This window comes from Streptomyces sp. NPDC051322 (genome assembly GCF_040689485.1).
Taxonomy (GTDB): Bacteria; Actinomycetota; Actinomycetes; order Streptomycetales; family Streptomycetaceae; genus Streptomyces.
This window is the reverse complement of the sequence record NZ_JBFBAK010000005.1, coordinates 115,325-131,500: the sequence shown is the minus strand read 5'-3', so window position 1 is coordinate 131,500 and position 16,176 is coordinate 115,325. Positions and strand designations below refer to the sequence as shown.

Below are 16,176 nucleotides of genomic sequence, written 5' to 3'. Positions count from 1 at the left end.
GTGCCCACGCGCCCAAGGTGGAGAACGATGACCTCGGGAAGATCATCAAGGAACTGTACGCGAGGGACAGCGTGGCCGACAGCGACGTAAAGGGAGACGGCAGGACTGTCACCGCACTCATCGACGAGTACAACACCGGAAAGCCGGTCGGTAAGTGGCACATAGAGAAGGCCTCGAACAAGCTGGCCGGCCTTGCGAGCCTTCTGGAGAAGGATCGGAAGGCCCGGGCGAAGACGGGTAACGGAATTCTCTCCGAATCCGATCTGAAGGTGGCGATGAACGAGTCCCAAGACCTCTGGAATGCCTTGAATTCCAGGGATGTGACCGGTGTTGTCACGGCGCACGTGAACGCGAAGGCCGAGACTCTGAAGGCGGTGCGGACCAACAGGGACTCCGTCCTGAAGTCCCCATCCGTCTCGGAGATAACGGGGCAGCAGTTCGAACAGGTCCACCCCAAGGCCCCGCCGCGGCCTATGGGCGCACCACGTAACCTACGGGGAGGCTACAAGGCCTTCGGAGTCGTGGGGTGGGTCGGCGCTGCGGCTCAGGCGCCGAGCTACGTGCAGCAATACGGTGCTGCCGACGGCGCTTGGGAGATGTTCAAGGACATGATCGATCCTCTTGGATTCCACCACGCGTATGACCCGCAACCGGCTCCCGTAGCCTGATAGACGGGGCCGGTCCGGCTGATGCCGGACCGGCCCCCATCGGACCGGAGGACGACAACGATGGAAAAGATCGAATTCGCGGACCTGGTGCGACGGTTTCGTGAGGTAGTGCCGGATGCCGACGTGCTCATAGGCCGTTGCGACGACGAACTGAGGCGCGAGATCGAGCGGTGGCCCGCAGGTGAAACCGATCTGTATACGTTCCTCTCGAAGGTCGTGATGTATCCAGTCGTATTGCCGGCATTGAGCGCCGACGACTTCGACGCAGACAGCGTGTATCCCTGCTTCGCGTTCATCGAGGGACTGGCGCAGAACGACAACTCGTACATCCTGGGCGCCGTCTACTACGAGGTGTACGAACAGTTCCTGGACGACATTGTTGTCCTGGAGCGGGCGCTCGACTGCTGCCTGCCGGTCACGCGATCAGGCCTGATGGACATGCTGACCGAGCAGTACCCCGCCACCCTGGCCAAGCTGCGGCGACCGTAGCGCGCCCCTCTGTGGCCAGATGCATGCGCCGACCGGTCGCGGTTCGCCATCGGACGCACGAGCCGCGTCAAAGGTTGTACGCGGCCTGTCGATTCGCTGTGTGAGAAGCCGCACTCGGCGTACGTGTGACATTCCGGAGCGTGCGGCCGCTTGACATCAGGGAGAGCCCGCCGGGGTCTCGGGACGTTGGGCGGAGGCCTGAAGCGATGGACGAACGCGAAAGACCTGTGCCGCGGGCAGGCGAAATGCGGTGGCACGCCGCCTACTTCGTGGCACAGGTGACGGCCGTCCGGGCCCGGGCGGCACGTGGCCGGCTGCCGTTGGACTACTCCGTGGCCAGCCTGCGCGTGGCGGACTTCCTGGTCGACGGATTACGCAAGGGCGGCCGGGAGCGCGCGCAGGTCGCGGCGATGCTCTTCGGGCTCGGGGCGTACGTCGGGGAGGTGCTGGTCCGGCACGCCCATGCCGAGTGGGTGGACTTCGACGCGGGTCAACGGAACTACTTCGCCCAACCGGTGGGCGTACGGCTGCCGGACGGCCGGGTGTGGAATCCGCTCGGCAAGGTCGTCAACCGCTACGAAGTGGGCAATGACGAGTCGCTGCAGACGTTCTACCTGACCCTGCACGGGCGCCACACCCGCGCCACGCAGTGACCGGGTCATCAGTCCGCACCTGTGACGGCAGCCGGCAGCACACACGTCCGCGTCCGGCACACTCCGTTCACGGCGGAATGTCCGTCCGCTTGAATCTCGGCTCCACCAGTGGTTAGAAACACCCCGCTGCCCCCTTCCGAGTGCCCGCGTTCCCCCGGCACCAGTACTTCGACATGCCCGTTCACGTGATGCGCGCCGTCCGCTCGGTGCGTCCGGCGGCCGCCATCGCAGCCCCAGCAAGGAGCACAGCGTGCACATTCCATCCCGTCAGTTCCTGGTCACCGCCGCCGTTGTCGGTGCACTGGCGCTGACGTCCGGGTGCGGAGGGAACAAGGAGCACAAGGAATCGGCGGCCGGCTCCGACTCGGTCGCCGTCTCGGACGCGTCCACGGACGCACCCGGCGCGGACGGTTCCGCCTCGCCCAGTGCCTCGGCATCCGCCTCCGCTTCCGCGAGCCCCTCCGCATCCGCCGACCCCTCGGCCTCCGCCTCCGCCAAGAACGGCAAGCGGAGCGGCGGGGCCTCGGGAGGAGCGGACGGGGCCACGAAGTCCGGATCGGGCGCGGGGTCCGGATCGGGATCGGCAGCGGGATCAGGCTCAGGATCGGGAGCCGGTAGCACCGACGCGGCGGCGTCCGCGCCCGACTTCCCGGTCCCCGTCACAGTCGGCAACGCCACCCAGCTGATCACCGTCAAGGCCAACGGCTCGTACGCCACCGTCACCGCCTGGTCCAAAGGGCCCTCCGGCTGGAAAGCCCAGTTCAGCACCGCTTCCGCTCGGGTCGGCTCCAACGGGGTGACCAACGGTTCGACCCGCCGACAGGGGACCTACACCACCCCCACCGGCACCTACACCCTCACCGAGGGCTTCGGTGTCCAGGCCGGCGGCACCGCCATGCCGTACAAGGTGGTCGGCAGTGACGACTGGTGGGTCGAGGACCCCGAGTCGAAGTACTACAACTCGATGCACAGTGCGTCGGGCGGCGACTTCCCGCTGACCGAGTCCGGCGACCGGGGCAGCGAGCACCTGGTCAACTACCCCACTCAGTACGCCAAGGCGCTGGTCATCAACTTCAACCGCTGGCCCGCCACCCCCGGCCGGGGCGCCGGCATCTTCCTGCACGTCAACGGCAACGGCGCCACCGCAGGCTGCGTCTCCGTGCCGCGCGCCACGATGGACCGGATCATGGGCTGGGTCACCCCGGGACACCACCCCAGGATCGCCATCGGCTGACCCAGCCAACTCACAGCAGCGGGATCAGCGCGCTCAGTGCCCCGAGGTCGCCTTCAGGCCGACCACGGAGACCAGCAGCAGACAGACGAAGAAGATCCGGGCGGCGGTCGCCGGCTCACCGAGCACGACCATGCCGAGCACCGCCGCTCCGGCCGCACCGATGCCCACCCAGACCCCGTACGCCGTGCCGATCGGCAGGGTCTTCGCGGCCTGCGACAGCAGCAGCATGGACGCCACGATGCCGGCGCCGGTCAAGAGGCTGGGGCACAGCCTGGTGAAACCCTCGGTGTACTTCATCCCGATCGACCAGGCCACTTCGAGCAGACCGGCGACGACCAGCAGAACCCATGCCATGACGACGAACCTCCGCGAGACGGATCAGCAGAAATGCGTCGTCTTTGCAGTGCCCGGTACGGCGCGTCTCGTCGGGGTCCCATCAAAGGTAGCAAACAGGGACTTACAGATACAGCCCTGTCGAGTCATCGGAGACCCGCTCCGAAGCCACCGCATGCAGGTCGCGCTCCCGCATCAGCACGTACCCCACACCCCGCACCTCGACCTCGGCCCGGTCCTCCGGGTCGTACAGCACCCGGTCACCCGGCACCACCGTGCGGACGTTCTGGCCGACCGCGACCACCTCGGCCCAGGCCAGCCGCTTGCCGACCGCGGCGGTCGCCGGAATGAGGATGCCGCCGCCGGAACGCCGCTCGCCCTCCGGGGTGTCGGACTTCACCAGTACCCGGTCGTGCAGCATCCGGATGGGCAACTTGTCGTCGTGGGTGTTCTCGCTCACGAAGCAGAACCTACCTGCCCGGGCAGCCGCCGTTCACGAAGGGTCAGCACCGGCGCCGCTTGGCCGCGGACACCGCCACCAGTCCGACCAGGCCGACCGTCAGCAGAGCCGCCGGAATCACCCGCTCGAGCCGGGGAGCGCCGTCCTCGGTCACGAACTGCGCCCGTACGGTGCCGACCGTCCGGTTCACCGCGACGAACGCCCGTCCGGCGGTCTGGTCCACGGCCGAAGCGACCTTCGCCTTCGCGTCTCCCACGATCGTGCTCGGGTGCAGCCGCACCCCGATCTCGTCCAGCGTCTCCGCGAGACCGGCACGCCGGTTCTTGATGTCCGCCTGGATCTGCGCCGGGGTCCTGGCATCCGTGGCGTCCGTGGCATCCGACACTGCGCTGCCTCCGTGGTCGTGTCCGGTAGTCCTTGCTCGACAGTCTGTCAGCTCCCGCGGGAACGCACCCTGCGGCACCCCTATTACGCTCGGCCCCGTCCGTATTCCACACCCGCCCCATCCTCCCGAGGAGACCCTGATGAGTGAGCGACTCCAGCCCGGCGACCCCGCGCCCGCCTTCACCCTGCCGGACGCGGACGGCAAGGACGTCTCCCTCGCCGACTACCTGGGCCGCAAGGTCATCGTCTACTTCTACCCGGCTGCGCTTACCCCCGGATGCACCAAGCAGGCCTGCGACTTCACCGACAACCTGGAGTTCCTGGCCGGCGCGGGATACGACGTCATCGGCGTCTCCCCCGACAAGCCGGAGAAGCTTGCGAAATTCCGCGAGAAGGAGTCCCTGAAGGTCACACTCGTCGGCGACCCCGCCAAGGAGACCCTCACCGCGTACGGCGCCTTCGGAGAAAAGAAGCTTTACGGCAAAACGGTGAACGGGGTCATCCGTTCGACCGTCGTCGTCGACGAGCAGGGCAAGGTGGAACGCGCCTTCTACAACGTCAAGGCCACCGGCCACGTGGCGAAAATCATCAAGGATCTCGGCCTCTGACAGGCTCGATCGCCAGGAACGCGTGACCAAGGTCCCAGTTCACCGGGGCCTTGGTTTGCGAACACGATTGCTGCGCAGATGTTCTCCTTGGTGTTGTACGACCAGTGAGAGGACCAGCCATGGAGGATCCCGGCCATCGGACCGCGACCGATCCGGAGGCGGTGAAGCGCCACCACGCGCTCTTCCGTACCGTCGCCCGCCGGAAGAACCCGCGGCTGCGCCGCACGGACATCACGGTGACCGATGAGCGGGCCATCAAGCGTGCGGTCAAAGCGGCCTCGCTCGGTAATGCCATGGAGTGGTTCGACTTCGGGATCTACAGCTACCTGGCATCCACCATCGGACACGTCTTCTTCCCCTCGGGGAGCGACACCGTCGAGCTGCTCTCGTCGTTTGCCACCTTCGCGGTCGCATTCGTCGTTCGGCCGATCGGCGGCATGGTCTTCGGCCCGATGGGTGACAAGATCGGCCGCAAGAAGGTCCTTGCCCTGACCATGATCCTGATGGCGATCGGCACTTTCGCCATCGGTGTTCTCCCGTCGTACGCCTCGGTCGGATTCTGGTCCCCGGTTCTGCTGATCTTCTTCCGGCTGGTGCAGGGCTTCTCCACCGGTGGTGAGTACGGTGGCGCGTCGACCTTCATCGCCGAGTACGCGCCGGACAAGCGCCGCGGTTACTTCGGCAGCTTCCTGGAATTCGGCACCCTGGCCGGTTACGTCGGCGCGGCCGGACTGGTCACGCTGCTGACCGCACTGCTCGGCAGCCACGGCATGGACTCCTGGGGCTGGCGCGTCCCGTTCCTGGTCGCGGGGCCGCTGGGCCTGGTCGGTCTCTACCTGCGGCTGCGACTCGACGAAACCCCGGCCTTCCTGAAACTGGAGGGCGGCGAGCACGTCAATATCGGCGAGGCCGCCACAGGCATCGAGACGACCGCCAAGGGCGACCTCGGCAGGATCTTCCGGCACTACTGGCCCTCGCTGATCCTCTGCATCGCCCTGGTCGGCGCGTACAACATCACCGACTACATGCTGCTGTCGTACATGCCGACCTACCTGTCGGACGAGCTCGACTACAGCGAGACGCACGGCCTGCTGATCCTGCTGGGCGTCATGGTCTTCCTGATGCTGATCATCAACCAGGTCGGCAAGCTGAGTGACCGCTTCGGCCGGAAGCCGCTGCTGATGACCGGCATGCTGGGCTTCCTCGTACTGTCGCTCCCCGCCTTCCTGCTGATCCGGGACGGCTCGGTCGTGGCGATCACCGTGGGCATGCTGATGCTCGGTCTCTCGCTGGTCTGCATGCTCAGCACCATGTCGGCCGCGCTGCCGGCGATCTTCCCGACGCACGTCCGCTACGGGGGCCTGTCGGTCGGCTACAACCTCTCCGCATCGCTCTTCGGCGGCACCACACCCCTGGTCATCACGGCGCTGATCAGCGCCTTCGGCACCAATCTGATGCCGGCCTACTACGCCATCGCGGCGGCACTGGTCGGCGTGATCGCGGTGGCCTGTATGAGGGAAACCGCCAACAGGCCGCTGATCGGCTCCCCGCCATCGGTGGAGACGAAGGAGGAGGCGGCGCAGCTGGTGGAGGCGCAGGCCCCGGAACCGCGCTTCTGATCCGCGTCGGCCGAGGGGCTGCCGCCGGGACGGTCCGACCCAGCCGACCGAACCACGGTCGCTGGAGGAGACGCACGGCGAAAACGTTCGCGAGTCGGATGGAGGGCTGTAGTCTTTTCTCAGCTCTGCGCCTGTACGCCATCTGGTTGAGCGGCGATCTTTAGGTGGTCGTGTATGTCGGTTCGAATCCGATCGGGCGCACCAGACGTGACAAGGCCCGGCGGGCTTCCGTATCGGAAGACCGCCGGGCCTTGCTGCGTCAGCCCAAGAGCTCCCGCACCACCGGAACCAGTGCCCTGAAGGCCTGCCCCCGGTGGCTGATCGCGTTCTTCTCCGCGGCCGTGAGTTCCGCGCAGGTGCGGGTGTCGCCGTCCGGCTGGAGGATCGGGTCGTAGCCGAAGCCGCCGGTGCCTGCCGGGGTGTGGCGGAGGGTGCCGGTGAGGCGGCCCTCGACCACGCGCTCGGTGCCGTCGGGGAGGGCCAGGGCCGCGGCGCAGGCGAAGTGGGCGGCTCGGTGGGGGGCGTCGATGTCGCCGAGTTGGGCGAGGAGGAGGCGGAGGTTCGCCTCGTCGTCGCCATGCCGGCCGGCCCAGCGGGCCGAGAAGATGCCGGGGGCGCCGTGGAGCACGTCCACGCAGAGGCCGGAGTCGTCGGCGACTGCCGGGAGGCCGGTGGCCTGTGCCATGGCGTGGGCTTTGAGCAGCGCGTTCTCGGCGAAGGTGACGCCCGTTTCCTTGACGTCCGGGACGTCGGGAAAAGCATCGGTGCCGACGAGGTCGTGGGGCAGGCCCGCGTCGGCGAGGATCGCGTTGAGTTCGGTGATTTTCCCGGCGTTGCGGGTGGCGAGGATCAGACGGGTCATGGGTCCAGTATCGGACGGCGGGCTCCGTTGCCCGTAGGGGCGCCGGGGCCCGCCGCTCGGTCCTACTTGCCGAGTGCCTCGACCTGGCAGGCGGTGAGATCGGCACAGCCGCCGGTGGCGAGGTCGAGCAGCGCGTTGAGCTCCTTGCGGTCGAAGGGCTCGGCCTCGGCGGTGCCCTGCACTTCGACGAACCGGCCATCGCCGGTGCAGACGACGTTCATGTCGGTCTCGGCGCGGACGTCCTCGAGGTAGCAGAGGTCCAGCAGCGGCTCGCCGTCGACGATGCCGACGCTGACCGCGGAGACGGTGTCGGTGAGCGGCTTGCGGCCGGACCTGATGAGCTTCTTCTCCTGCGCCCAGGCGACCGCGTCGGCGAGTGCGACATAGGCGCCGGTGATGGCGGCCGTGCGGGTGCCGCCGTCGGCCTGCAGGACGTCGCAGTCGAGGACGATGGTGTTCTCACCCAGCGCCTTGTAGTCGATGACGGCACGCAGCGAGCGGCCGATGAGGCGGGAGATCTCGTGCGTGCGGCCGCCGATCTTGCCGCGTACGGATTCGCGGTCGCCGCGGGTGTTGGTGGAGCGCGGCAGCATCGAGTACTCGGCGGTGACCCAGCCCTCACCGCTGCCCTTGCGCCAGCGCGGTACCCCTTCGGTGAAGGAGGCGGTGCAGAAGACCTTGGTGTCGCCGAAGGAGATGAGGACGGAGCCCTCGGCGTGCTTGCTCCAGGCGCGCTCAATGGTGACCGGGCGGAGTTCTTCGGGGGTGCGGCCGTCGATACGAGACATGGGGGCGAGCCTATCCGGGATACCGAAGGGCCCGTTCCGGATGGATGCGGAACGGGCCCTTCAGGTGCGGTTCAACGGTTACATCATGTCTTCGATGTCGGCGGCGATCGGGTCGGCGTCGGTGCCGATGACGACCTGGATCGCGGTGCCCATCTTGACGACGCCGTGGGCGCCGGCGGCCTTGAGCGCGGCGTCGTTGACGAGGGAGGGGTCCTTCACCTCGGTGCGCAGGCGGGTGATGCAGCCCTCGACCTCTTCGATGTTGTCGAGTCCGCCGAGCCCGGCGACGATCTTCTCAGCCTTTGTGGCCATGTCTGACTCCTGAGTGTCTCTTCGAGGCCCGGCGATCCGGTCCGCTTGATCACGTTAACGCACGTTTGGAGCACTTATACGGGCGCGGTACCGGGTCGGATCGCAGGATGGCGAGCACGGGTGCCACGCCCCGCAGGCCGGCACCGGGATGCGCCGTAAGTGGTCTACACCAGTGTACGGCGACCGTTGAGCAGGCCGATGCCAGGAGGGCGCCGAATGAGCTCCGAGAGCGCGGCCGCACCCGGGAACGCGCCCCGGCCGAGGTGGTGGAACGGCCTCTTCCAGGGGCTCCAGAAGGTCGGCCGCAGCCTGCAGCTGCCGGTGGCCGTACTGCCGGCCGCCGGACTGCTCGTCAGCCTCGGCAATCTGTTCACCGCCTATCTGCACGGGGCCTTCTGGGACAAGACGGCCAAGGTCTTCTCCGCAGGCGGCAACACGATCCTGGACGGCGCGTTCGGGCTGCCACTGCTCTTCTGCATCGGCGTGGCGATCGGCTTCGCCAAGAAGGCGGACGGCTCCACCGCGCTGGCGGCGGTCGTCGGCTTCCTGGTGTACCACGGCGTGCTCGCCGTCTACCCGATCCACGGCACGGTGACCAAGGAACTCCCTGCGGGCACCCCGCAGAACCCGGGCGTGCTCGGCGGCATTCTGATCGGCCTGCTGACCGCGGTGATCTGGCAGCGCTACCACCGCACCCGGCTGGTCGACTGGCTGGGTTTCTTCAACGGCCGCCGTCTCGTGCCCATCCAGATGGCGTTCGTCGGCGTCATCCTCGGGGTGGCGTTCGGGCTGCTGTGGAATCCGGTGGGCGAGGCGCTGACCTCAGCCGCGAAACAGCTGATCGACCTGGGCGCCTGGGGTGCGGCGATCTTCGGCGTCGCCAACCGGCTGCTGATCCCCATCGGGATGCACCAGTTCCTGAACACCTTCTTCTGGTTCCAGGCAGGCAGCTTCAAGAGCCCGGACGGCAAGATCGTGCAGGGCGACCTGACCCGGTTCTTCGCGGGCGACCCGCATGCGGGGCAGTTCATGTCCGGCTTCTTCCCGATCATGATGTTCGGCCTGCCGGCCGCCGCGCTGGCCATGGCGCACTGCGCGCGGCCGGAGCGGCGCAAGGAGATCACCGGGCTGATGATCTCGGTGGCGCTCACCTCGTTCGTGACCGGGGTGACCGAGCCGCTGGAGTTCTCGTTCATGTTCGTCGCCCCGCTGCTGTACGGGATCCACGCGCTGCTGACCGGGGCCTCGATGGCCATCACCTGGTCCCTCGGCGCGCATGTCGGCTTCAGCTTCTCGGCGGGCCTGATCGACTACGTCATCAACTGGCACCTCGATACGAAGCCCTGGCTGGTGATACCGATCGGGGCGTGTTTCGCAGTGGTGTACTACGTCATCTTCCGGTTCGTGATCACCGTCTTCAATGTGCCGACACCGGGGCGGGAGCCCGAGGACGAAGTCGAGGACGTCACGAAGGCGTGACGTACAGCGACGGCCGCCGTCGCCCTGGGACCCCGGAGCCGATGGCTCCGGGGTCTTTGGGTATCTTGGTCCGCTATGGCCCACGCCACAGAAAGTGACGGTTCCTTATCGCGCCTTCACCATGTTAAAACTGGTCTACACCACTGAGTGGTGTAGACCACCTGTGCTGCGCGTCCCCCGACGGTCTCCGGCAGCACCGGCACATGGAGGAAGTCAATGAGTACGGCCACCGCCACCGCGGCGCCCGCAAAGAAGCGGGGCTCCGGCCTTTTCCAGGGCCTGCAGAAGGTCGGCCGCAGCCTGCAGCTGCCGATCGCCGTCCTTCCCGCCGCGGGCATCATGGTCCGCCTCGGCGCAGACGATGTCTTCGGCAAGGACGGACTCGGCTGGGACAAGGTCGCCGCTGTCTTCGGTAACGCCGGCGGCGCACTCACCGGAGCCCTGCCGATCCTGTTCTGCATAGGCGTGGCGATCGGCTTCGCCAAAAAGTCGGACGGCTCCACGGCGCTCGCCGCGGTGGTCGGCTTCCTCGTTTACAGCAAGGTGCTCCAGGCGTTCCCGGTCACCGACGCCGTGGTGAACACGACCGCCAACAAGGGCGTCGACGTCGCGGCCACGTTCAACGACCCGGGCGTACTCGGCGGCATCATCATGGGTCTGCTCTCGGCGGTGCTGTGGCAGAAGTTCCACCGCACCAAGCTGGTCGACTGGCTCGGCTTCTTCAACGGCCGGCGCCTCGTCCCGATCATCATGGCCTTCGTCGGCCTCCTCGTCGGTGTCATCTTCGGCCTGATATGGGAGCCCATCGGCAACGGCATCTCCCACTTCGGCGAGTGGATGACCGGACTGGGCTCCGGCGGCGCCGCGCTCTTCGGAGGTGTGAACCGTGCACTGATCCCGGTCGGTATGCACCAGTTCGTCAACACGGTGGCCTGGTTCCAGCTCGGTGACTTCACGAACTCCGCCGGTGACGTCGTGCACGGCGATATCACCCGGTTCCTGGCCGGCGACCCGACCGCCGGTATGTTCCAGTCGGGCTTCTTCCCGATCATGATGTTCGGCCTCCCGGCCGCCGCGCTGGCCATGGCGCACGCCGCCCGCCCCGAGCGCCGCAAGGCCGTTCTCGGCATGATGGTCTCCCTCGCGCTGACCTCCTTCGTGACCGGTGTGACCGAGCCGATCGAGTTCTCGTTCATGTTCATCGCGCCGATCCTCTACGTGGTCCACGTGCTGCTCACCGCGGCGTCGATGGCCATCACCTGGGGTCTCGGGGTGCACGCCGGCTTCAACTTCTCCGCCGGGCTCATCGACTACCTGCTGAACTGGAACCATGCGACCAAGCCGTGGCTGATCATCCCGATCGGTCTGGTGTTCGCGGGGATCTACTACGTGGTCTTCCGTTTCGCGATCACCAAGTTCGACCTCAAGACCCCGGGCCGGGAGCCCGAGGAGGAGATCGAAGACCTCACCAAGGCGTGATGCTCGCGTCAGCGACGCACGAAAGCCCCCCACGCGAAGGCCCCGGAGAACCCTTGGGTTCTCCGGGGCCTTCGCGTGGGACGGGGGCGGGGGTCAGATCTCGTACACAGCGCCGGAGACGGCCAGTTCGGCCCGGCCCCGGTACACCGCCTGCGCGTCCGCCAAGTTCCGCTTGCCGTCCGTCCACGGCGGGACGTGGGTCAGCACCAACCGCCCCACCTGCGCACGCGCCGCCTGCGCGCCCGCCTCGCGGCCGTTCAGATGGAGGCCGGGAACGTCCTCCTTGCCGTGCGTGAAGGACGCCTCGCAGAGGAACAGGTCGCTGTTGAGGGCCAGTTCGTGCAGCGGCTCGCAGACGCCGGTGTCGCCGGAGTACGTCAGGGTGGAGCCGCCGTGCTCGATACGGATGCCGAACGCCTCGACCGGATGCCAGACCTTGTCCGTACGCACGGAGAACGGGCCGATCTCGAACGACCCCGGCTTCAGGGTGTGGAAGTCGAAGACCTCGCTCATCGACGAGGAGGACGGCGTGTCCGCGTACGCCGCGGTCAGGCGCTCGGCGGCGCCGTCGGGCGCGTAGACGGGGATCGCTCCGCAGCGTCCTCCGTCGTAGCGGTAGTAGCGCGCGACGAAATACGCGCACATGTCGATGCAGTGGTCCGAGTGCAGATGACTGAGGAAGATGGCGTCGAGGTCGTAGAGACCGCAGTAACGCTGCAGCTCGCCAAGGGCGCCGTTGCCCATGTCGAGGAGCAGCCGGAAGCCGTCGGCCTCTACGAGGTAGCTCGAGCAGGCCGATTCCGCGGATGGGAACGACCCCGAGCAGCCGACGACGGTGAGCTTCATGGAGTGGGAACCTCCGTGGACGGGCCGGGCGACGGGGGTCGTGCGGTCTGTCGAGCGTAAGGCGCATGAGCGGCCGTCGCTCCTCCACAGTGGGCCGTTGTGGGCGAACTCACCTGCGCTGTCACCGGTTCGGGTGGGCGTGCGGCGGCTCCCCCGGCGCGCGGACGCCGGTACGGTCGGAGTCATGGATACGACGTGGGTGCTGGCGCTGATCGCTGTCGTACTGCTCGGCCTGGTCGCCTCGATCATCGACGGACGAGGGCGGGGGCGGCGGCCGCGGCGGGGCCGCCGGGCCGGGCGGGGGCCCGGGCGGACCGCTGATCGTTCCCGCGACGGGTCCGCCGGACCCGGTGAGACGAAGTAGACGAACCAGACGAAGCAGGGGGCGAGAGGCCCCCGGGCTACGCCCAGAGCTGGCCCTGCAGGGTGTCGATCGCCGCCTCGGTCGTCGGAGCCGTGTACACGCCGGTGGACAGGTACTTCCATCCGCCGTCGGCGACGATGAAGACGATGTCGGCGGACTCGCCGGCCTTGACGGCCTTCCGGCCCACCCCGATCGCCGCATGCAGCGCGGCGCCGGTCGAGACCCCGGCGAAGATGCCCTCCTGCTGGAGCAGCTCCCGGGTGCGGGTCACCGCGTCCGCGCTGCCGACGGAGAACCTCGTGGTCAGGACGGAGGCGTCGTAGAGCTCGGGGACGAAGCCCTCGTCCAGGTTGCGGAGGCCGTAGACCAGGTCGTCGTAGCGCGGCTCGGCGGCGACGATGTGGATGCCCTCGACGTTCTCGCGCAGGAAGCGGCCGGCGCCCATCAGCGTGCCCGTGGTGCCGAGGCCCGCCACGAAGTGGGTGATGGAGGGGAGGTCGGCGAGGATCTCGGGGCCGGTGGTGGCGTAGTGCGCGCCCGCGTTGTCGGGGTTGCCGTACTGGTAGAGCATCACCCAGTCCGGGTGCTCGGCGCTGAGCTCCTTGGCAACGCGTACGGCGGTGTTGGAGCCGCCCGCCGCCGGGGAGGAGATGATCTCCGCGCCCCACATGGTGAGCAGGTCGCGCCGTTCCTGGGAGGTGTTCTCCGGCATGACGCAGACGATGCGGTAGCCCTTCAGCCGGGCCGCCATGGCGAGCGAGATGCCGGTGTTGCCGGAGGTGGGTTCCAGAATGGTGCAGCCGGGCGTCAACCGGCCGTCCTTCTCGGCCTGTTCGACCATGTGGAGCGCGGGGCGGTCCTTGATCGAGCCGGTCGGGTTCCGGTCCTCCAGCTTGGCCCAGATCCGGACGCTGTCGGAGGGGGAAAGGCGCGGGAGCCGGACGAGCGGGGTGTTGCCCACCGCCGCCAGCGGGGAGTCGTATCGCATCAGGGGCTCAGACCATGCCGCCGGCCACGGCCGGGAGGATCGTGACGCTGTCGCCGTCGGCCAGCTTGGTGGAGATGCCGTCCAGGAAGCGGACGTCCTCGTCGTTGAGGTAGACGTTCACGAAGCGGCGCAGCTGTTCACCGTCGACGATCCGCTCCCGGATGCCGTGGTGGCGGGACTCGAGGTCGGTGAAGAGGTCGGCGAGGGTGTCACCGCTGCCTTCGACCGCCTTGGCGCCGTCGGTGTAGGTGCGGAGGATGGTCGGGATGCGGACCTCGATGGCCATGGCTGGGCTCCTGTCGGAAGGGTCGGACTCAGGACGCGGCGTAGCGCGGGCGGTACGGAGCTGTGCGGGCGGTGCGGAGCTGTTGGTGCGCGCGGGGCCGCGGCTCAGACGGCAGCGGGACGCGGACAGATCGCGCTGGCGAGGCGGCACAGGTCGACGTGCCGCCGCGAGACCAGCAGGAGGTCCGGCGTCGATTCGCTCACGTCGATGGAAACCATGGGGTCATCGTATCGATTCCCGCACCGGGATCCGGTGTGTGATCTCGCCATGTGGTATCGATCCGTCCGGTGAATGGACGATCTCACTGGACGATCTTTACTTCTTCCTCGGTGATCACGCCTTCGACGATCCGGTACGACCGGAACTGGAAGGGGCCGGCGTCGTCCGTGTCCGCCGTGGAGACCAGCACGTAGTGCGCGCCGGGCTCGTTGGCGTAGCTGACGTCCGTACGGGAGGGGTAGGCCTCGGTCGCAGTGTGCGAGTGGTAGACGATCACCGGCTCCTCGTCGCGGTCGTCCATGTCGCGGTAGAGCTTCAGCAGGTCCACCGAGTCGAACTCGTAGAACGTGGGCGACCGGGCGGCGTTCAGCATCGGGATGAACCGTTCCGGGCGGTCGGTGCCCGCCGGGCCGGCGACGACTCCGCATGCCTCGTCGGGGTGGTCGGCGCGGGCGTGCGCCACGATCTGGTCGTGCAGGGCCTGGGTAAGGGTCAGCATGCGGATCAGGATAAGCAGACAGACTGAAGAGCAAGGCCCGCGCGTACCGGAGTGCGGTATGCGCGGGCCCACATGCTGAGAATTACCTGCCGGTCACCTGCTGGGGGTCACCTGCTGGGGGGTCACCTGCCGGTGTCACCGCTTGGCGAAGGCCGCGCCCTCCGGGTTGCGGGCGCGCAGCACCAGATAGGAGACGCCGAGGATCAGCGCCCAGAACGGCGCGCAGTAGAGGGAGACGCGGGTGTCCTTGTCGATGCCCATCATCACGATGACGAGTGCGATGAAGGCGAGCGAGAACCAGCTGGTCCAGGGGGCGCCGGGGGCCCGGAAGCTGGACTGCGGGAGTTCGCCGCGGTCCGCCTTGGCGCGGTAGCGGATCTGGCAGACGAGGATCACGATCCAGGCCCACATGCCGGAGATGGTCGCGAAGGAGACGACGTAGTTGAACGCTTCGCCGGGCCACTGGTAGTTGATCCAGACACCCACCAGCATCAGCGCGGCGGAGACGGTGGTACCGACCAGCGGGGTGCCGCTGCGGGTCAGCTTGGTGAAGAACTTCGGGCCCTGGCCGTTGAGTGCCAGGTCGCGCAGCATCCGGCCGGTGGAGTACATGCCGGAGTTGCAGGAGGAGAGGGCCGCGGTCAGCACCACGAAGTTGACGATGGCCGCGCCGATCCCCAGTCCCATCTTCTGGAAGGCGGCGACGAAGGGGCTGACGCCCGGCTGGAACTCGTTCCACGGGACGACCGAGAGGATCATGATCAGCGCGCCGATGTAGAAGACGGCGATGCGCCACGGCACGGTGTTGATCGCCTTGGGGAGGACCTTCTTCGGGTCCTTGGACTCCCCCGCGGTGACGCCGACCAGCTCCACGGCGAGGAAGGCGAACATCACGATCTGCAGGGTCATCAGGGTGCCCTTGATGCCCTTGGGGAAGAATCCGCCGTTGTCCCAGAGATGCGCGACGGTCGCGGTGTCGCCGGCCTCGGAGAAGCCGAGGGTGAGGATGCCCGCGCAGATCAGGATCATGCCGATGATGGCGGTGACCTTGACCATCGAGAACCAGAACTCGAGCTCGCCGAAGAGTTTCACCGAGATCAGGTTCACGCCGTAGAGGATGACCGTGAAGACCAGGGCGGAGAGCCACTGGGGGATGTTCCACCAGTACGTCATGTAGGTCGCGGCCGCGGTGACCTCGGTGATGCCGGTGACGACCCAGAAGAGCCAGTACGTCCAGCCGGTGACGTAGCCGGCGAAGGGGCCGATGAACTCGCGGGCGTATTCCGAGAAGGAGCCGGAGACCGGGCGGTACATGAGCAGCTCGCCCAGGGCCCGCATGATGAAGAAGATGACCAGCCCCGCGATGGCGTAGGCGAGGATGAGGCTCGGCCCGGCCTTGGAGATGGCCTTGCCGGCTCCGAGGAAGAGCCCGGTGCCGATGGCGCCGCCGATCGCGATCATCTGGATCTGGCGGGAGCCGAGGCCCCGCTGATAGCCCTCGCTGGACGTTGCCGCGCCGGCCTCACTGCCGTCGTGCTGCTCGTTGACCTGCACTGAGGTCATGGTGATGCGCCTTTCTCCCTGCCGACCCGGCCGTCACCGACCC

At 67.6% G+C, this 16,176-nt stretch carries 19 protein-coding genes, 1 tRNA gene, 1 pseudogene and 1 riboswitch; of the genes and pseudogenes, 9 read left to right on the top strand and 12 right to left on the bottom strand.

The features are described 5' to 3' along the window. Positions 1-728: 728 nt before the first annotated feature. The 3 genes from AB0436_RS13955 to AB0436_RS13945 all read left to right on the top strand — a co-directional run bounded on the left by AB0436_RS13955 (position 729) and on the right by AB0436_RS13945 (position 3,044). On the top strand, positions 729-1,157 hold the full coding sequence (locus tag AB0436_RS13955) for a hypothetical protein (RefSeq protein WP_366468079.1): 429 nt from the start codon (positions 729-731) through the stop codon (positions 1,155-1,157). Between the two features lie 206 nt (positions 1,158-1,363). Next, on the top strand, positions 1,364-1,810 hold the full coding sequence (locus AB0436_RS13950) for a hypothetical protein (RefSeq protein ID WP_366468078.1): 447 nt from the start codon (positions 1,364-1,366) through the stop codon (positions 1,808-1,810). Between the two features lie 250 nt (positions 1,811-2,060). Next, a complete protein-coding gene (locus tag AB0436_RS13945) occupies positions 2,061-3,044 on the top strand; it encodes a L,D-transpeptidase family protein (protein WP_366468077.1) in 984 nt (327 codons plus the stop codon). Positions 3,045-3,077: 33 nt separating this feature from the next. On the opposite strand, the gene AB0436_RS13940 is transcribed toward AB0436_RS13945, so the two are convergent. From AB0436_RS13940 to AB0436_RS13930, 3 genes are all read right to left on the bottom strand, one after another. Further along, positions 3,078-3,398, bottom strand: a complete 321-nt coding sequence (locus tag AB0436_RS13940; RefSeq protein WP_366468075.1) for a multidrug efflux SMR transporter — start codon at positions 3,396-3,398, stop codon at positions 3,078-3,080. A gap of 32 nt (positions 3,399-3,430) precedes the next feature. Continuing rightward, a riboswitch (guanidine-III (ykkC-III) riboswitch) is annotated at positions 3,431-3,492 on the bottom strand. A gap of 9 nt (positions 3,493-3,501) precedes the next feature. Next, a complete protein-coding gene (locus tag AB0436_RS13935) occupies positions 3,502-3,837 on the bottom strand; it encodes a co-chaperone GroES (RefSeq protein ID WP_366468074.1) in 336 nt (111 codons plus the stop codon). Positions 3,838-3,880: 43 nt separating this feature from the next. Next, positions 3,881-4,222 (bottom strand): DUF3618 domain-containing protein, encoded by a 342-nt coding sequence (locus tag AB0436_RS13930; RefSeq protein WP_365850745.1) that lies wholly within the window; start codon positions 4,220-4,222, stop codon positions 3,881-3,883. A 139-nt stretch (positions 4,223-4,361) separates the two neighbouring features. Here AB0436_RS13930 and bcp point away from each other — a divergent pair, with 139 nt between their 5' ends. The 3 genes from bcp to AB0436_RS13915 all read left to right on the top strand — a co-directional run bounded on the left by bcp (position 4,362) and on the right by AB0436_RS13915 (position 6,652). Next, positions 4,362-4,829 (top strand): thioredoxin-dependent thiol peroxidase, encoded by a 468-nt coding sequence (bcp, locus tag AB0436_RS13925; RefSeq protein ID WP_366468073.1) that lies wholly within the window; start codon positions 4,362-4,364, stop codon positions 4,827-4,829. 119 nt (positions 4,830-4,948) lie between these two features. Further along, positions 4,949-6,448, top strand: coding sequence for an MFS transporter (locus AB0436_RS13920; RefSeq protein WP_366468072.1), 1,500 nt, complete (start codon positions 4,949-4,951; stop codon positions 6,446-6,448). Positions 6,449-6,575: 127 nt separating this feature from the next. Then, positions 6,576-6,652 (top strand) — tRNA-Leu (locus tag AB0436_RS13915). Positions 6,653-6,707: 55 nt separating this feature from the next. Here AB0436_RS13915 and rdgB read toward each other — a convergent pair. The 3 genes from rdgB to AB0436_RS13900 form a co-directional block, all read right to left on the bottom strand. Continuing rightward, the gene (rdgB, locus tag AB0436_RS13910; protein WP_366468071.1) at positions 6,708-7,310 is read right to left on the bottom strand and encodes an RdgB/HAM1 family non-canonical purine NTP pyrophosphatase; all 603 of its coding nucleotides are present in this window, start codon (positions 7,308-7,310) and stop codon (positions 6,708-6,710) included. Between the two features lie 62 nt (positions 7,311-7,372). Then, entirely contained in the window at positions 7,373-8,098 is a 726-nt protein-coding gene (gene rph / locus AB0436_RS13905; RefSeq protein ID WP_365850753.1) for a ribonuclease PH, read from the bottom strand. A 78-nt stretch (positions 8,099-8,176) separates the two neighbouring features. Further along, positions 8,177-8,446 carry a PTS glucose/sucrose transporter subunit IIB gene (locus tag AB0436_RS13900; protein WP_365850981.1) on the bottom strand — a complete coding sequence of 90 codons (270 nt, stop codon included), beginning with the start codon at positions 8,444-8,446 and terminating at the stop codon, positions 8,177-8,179. 180 nt (positions 8,447-8,626) lie between these two features. Between AB0436_RS13900 and AB0436_RS13895 the strand changes: the two genes are divergently transcribed. Together AB0436_RS13895 and AB0436_RS13890 are read left to right on the top strand one after the other, a co-directional pair. Further along, positions 8,627-9,889, top strand: a complete 1,263-nt coding sequence (locus AB0436_RS13895; RefSeq protein WP_366468070.1) for a PTS transporter subunit EIIC — start codon at positions 8,627-8,629, stop codon at positions 9,887-9,889. A 216-nt stretch (positions 9,890-10,105) separates the two neighbouring features. After that, the gene (locus AB0436_RS13890; protein ID WP_366468069.1) at positions 10,106-11,368 is read left to right on the top strand and encodes a PTS transporter subunit EIIC; all 1,263 of its coding nucleotides are present in this window, start codon (positions 10,106-10,108) and stop codon (positions 11,366-11,368) included. Between the two features lie 93 nt (positions 11,369-11,461). On the opposite strand, the gene AB0436_RS13885 is transcribed toward AB0436_RS13890, so the two are convergent. After that, positions 11,462-12,214, bottom strand: coding sequence for an MBL fold metallo-hydrolase (locus tag AB0436_RS13885; protein ID WP_366468068.1), 753 nt, complete (start codon positions 12,212-12,214; stop codon positions 11,462-11,464). Between the two features lie 184 nt (positions 12,215-12,398). On the opposite strand from AB0436_RS13885, the pseudogene AB0436_RS13880 reads away from it, so the two are divergent. Beyond that, positions 12,399-12,506, top strand: a pseudogene (locus AB0436_RS13880) (type II toxin-antitoxin system PemK/MazF family toxin); the annotation flags it as partial. Positions 12,507-12,615: 109 nt separating this feature from the next. Here AB0436_RS13880 and AB0436_RS13875 read toward each other — a convergent pair. From AB0436_RS13875 to AB0436_RS13855, 5 genes are all read right to left on the bottom strand, one after another. Further along, positions 12,616-13,566, bottom strand: a complete 951-nt coding sequence (locus AB0436_RS13875; protein ID WP_366468067.1) for a cysteine synthase — start codon at positions 13,564-13,566, stop codon at positions 12,616-12,618. A 7-nt stretch (positions 13,567-13,573) separates the two neighbouring features. Beyond that, positions 13,574-13,852, bottom strand: coding sequence for a MoaD/ThiS family protein (locus AB0436_RS13870; protein ID WP_366468066.1), 279 nt, complete (start codon positions 13,850-13,852; stop codon positions 13,574-13,576). 104 nt (positions 13,853-13,956) lie between these two features. Further along, positions 13,957-14,070: a putative leader peptide gene (locus AB0436_RS13865; protein WP_365850765.1), complete on the bottom strand. Its 114-nt coding sequence runs from the start codon at positions 14,068-14,070 to the stop codon at positions 13,957-13,959. Between the two features lie 83 nt (positions 14,071-14,153). Next, entirely contained in the window at positions 14,154-14,570 is a 417-nt protein-coding gene (locus tag AB0436_RS13860; RefSeq protein WP_366468065.1) for a M67 family metallopeptidase, read from the bottom strand. A 135-nt stretch (positions 14,571-14,705) separates the two neighbouring features. Beyond that, positions 14,706-16,133: an amino acid permease gene (locus AB0436_RS13855; RefSeq protein ID WP_366468064.1), complete on the bottom strand. Its 1,428-nt coding sequence runs from the start codon at positions 16,131-16,133 to the stop codon at positions 14,706-14,708. Positions 16,134-16,176 lie beyond the last annotated feature (43 nt).

Bases quoted from the DNA above. Each gene is read 5' to 3' on its own strand.
- AB0436_RS13860 (WP_366468065.1), bottom strand. From the start codon at position 14,570: ATGCTGACCCTTACCCAGGCCCTGCACGACCAGATCGTGGCGCACGCC.
- rph (WP_365850753.1), bottom strand. From the start codon at position 8,098: ATGTCTCGTATCGACGGCCGCACCCCCGAAGAACTCCGCCCGGTCACC.
- AB0436_RS13855 (WP_366468064.1), bottom strand. From the start codon at position 16,133: ATGACCTCAGTGCAGGTCAACGAGCAGCACGACGGCAGTGAGGCCGGC.
- AB0436_RS13885 (WP_366468068.1), bottom strand. From the start codon at position 12,214: ATGAAGCTCACCGTCGTCGGCTGCTCGGGGTCGTTCCCATCCGCGGAA.
- AB0436_RS13940 (WP_366468075.1), bottom strand. From the start codon at position 3,398: ATGGCATGGGTTCTGCTGGTCGTCGCCGGTCTGCTCGAAGTGGCCTGG.
- AB0436_RS13920 (WP_366468072.1), top strand. From the start codon at position 4,949: ATGGAGGATCCCGGCCATCGGACCGCGACCGATCCGGAGGCGGTGAAG.
- bcp (WP_366468073.1), top strand. From the start codon at position 4,362: ATGAGTGAGCGACTCCAGCCCGGCGACCCCGCGCCCGCCTTCACCCTG.
- AB0436_RS13875 (WP_366468067.1), bottom strand. From the start codon at position 13,566: ATGCGATACGACTCCCCGCTGGCGGCGGTGGGCAACACCCCGCTCGTC.
- AB0436_RS13865 (WP_365850765.1), bottom strand. From the start codon at position 14,070: ATGGTTTCCATCGACGTGAGCGAATCGACGCCGGACCTCCTGCTGGTC.
- AB0436_RS13895 (WP_366468070.1), top strand. From the start codon at position 8,627: ATGAGCTCCGAGAGCGCGGCCGCACCCGGGAACGCGCCCCGGCCGAGG.
- AB0436_RS13890 (WP_366468069.1), top strand. From the start codon at position 10,106: ATGAGTACGGCCACCGCCACCGCGGCGCCCGCAAAGAAGCGGGGCTCC.
- AB0436_RS13950 (WP_366468078.1), top strand. From the start codon at position 1,364: ATGGACGAACGCGAAAGACCTGTGCCGCGGGCAGGCGAAATGCGGTGG.
- AB0436_RS13870 (WP_366468066.1), bottom strand. From the start codon at position 13,852: ATGGCCATCGAGGTCCGCATCCCGACCATCCTCCGCACCTACACCGAC.
- rdgB (WP_366468071.1), bottom strand. From the start codon at position 7,310: ATGACCCGTCTGATCCTCGCCACCCGCAACGCCGGGAAAATCACCGAA.
- AB0436_RS13955 (WP_366468079.1), top strand. From the start codon at position 729: ATGGAAAAGATCGAATTCGCGGACCTGGTGCGACGGTTTCGTGAGGTA.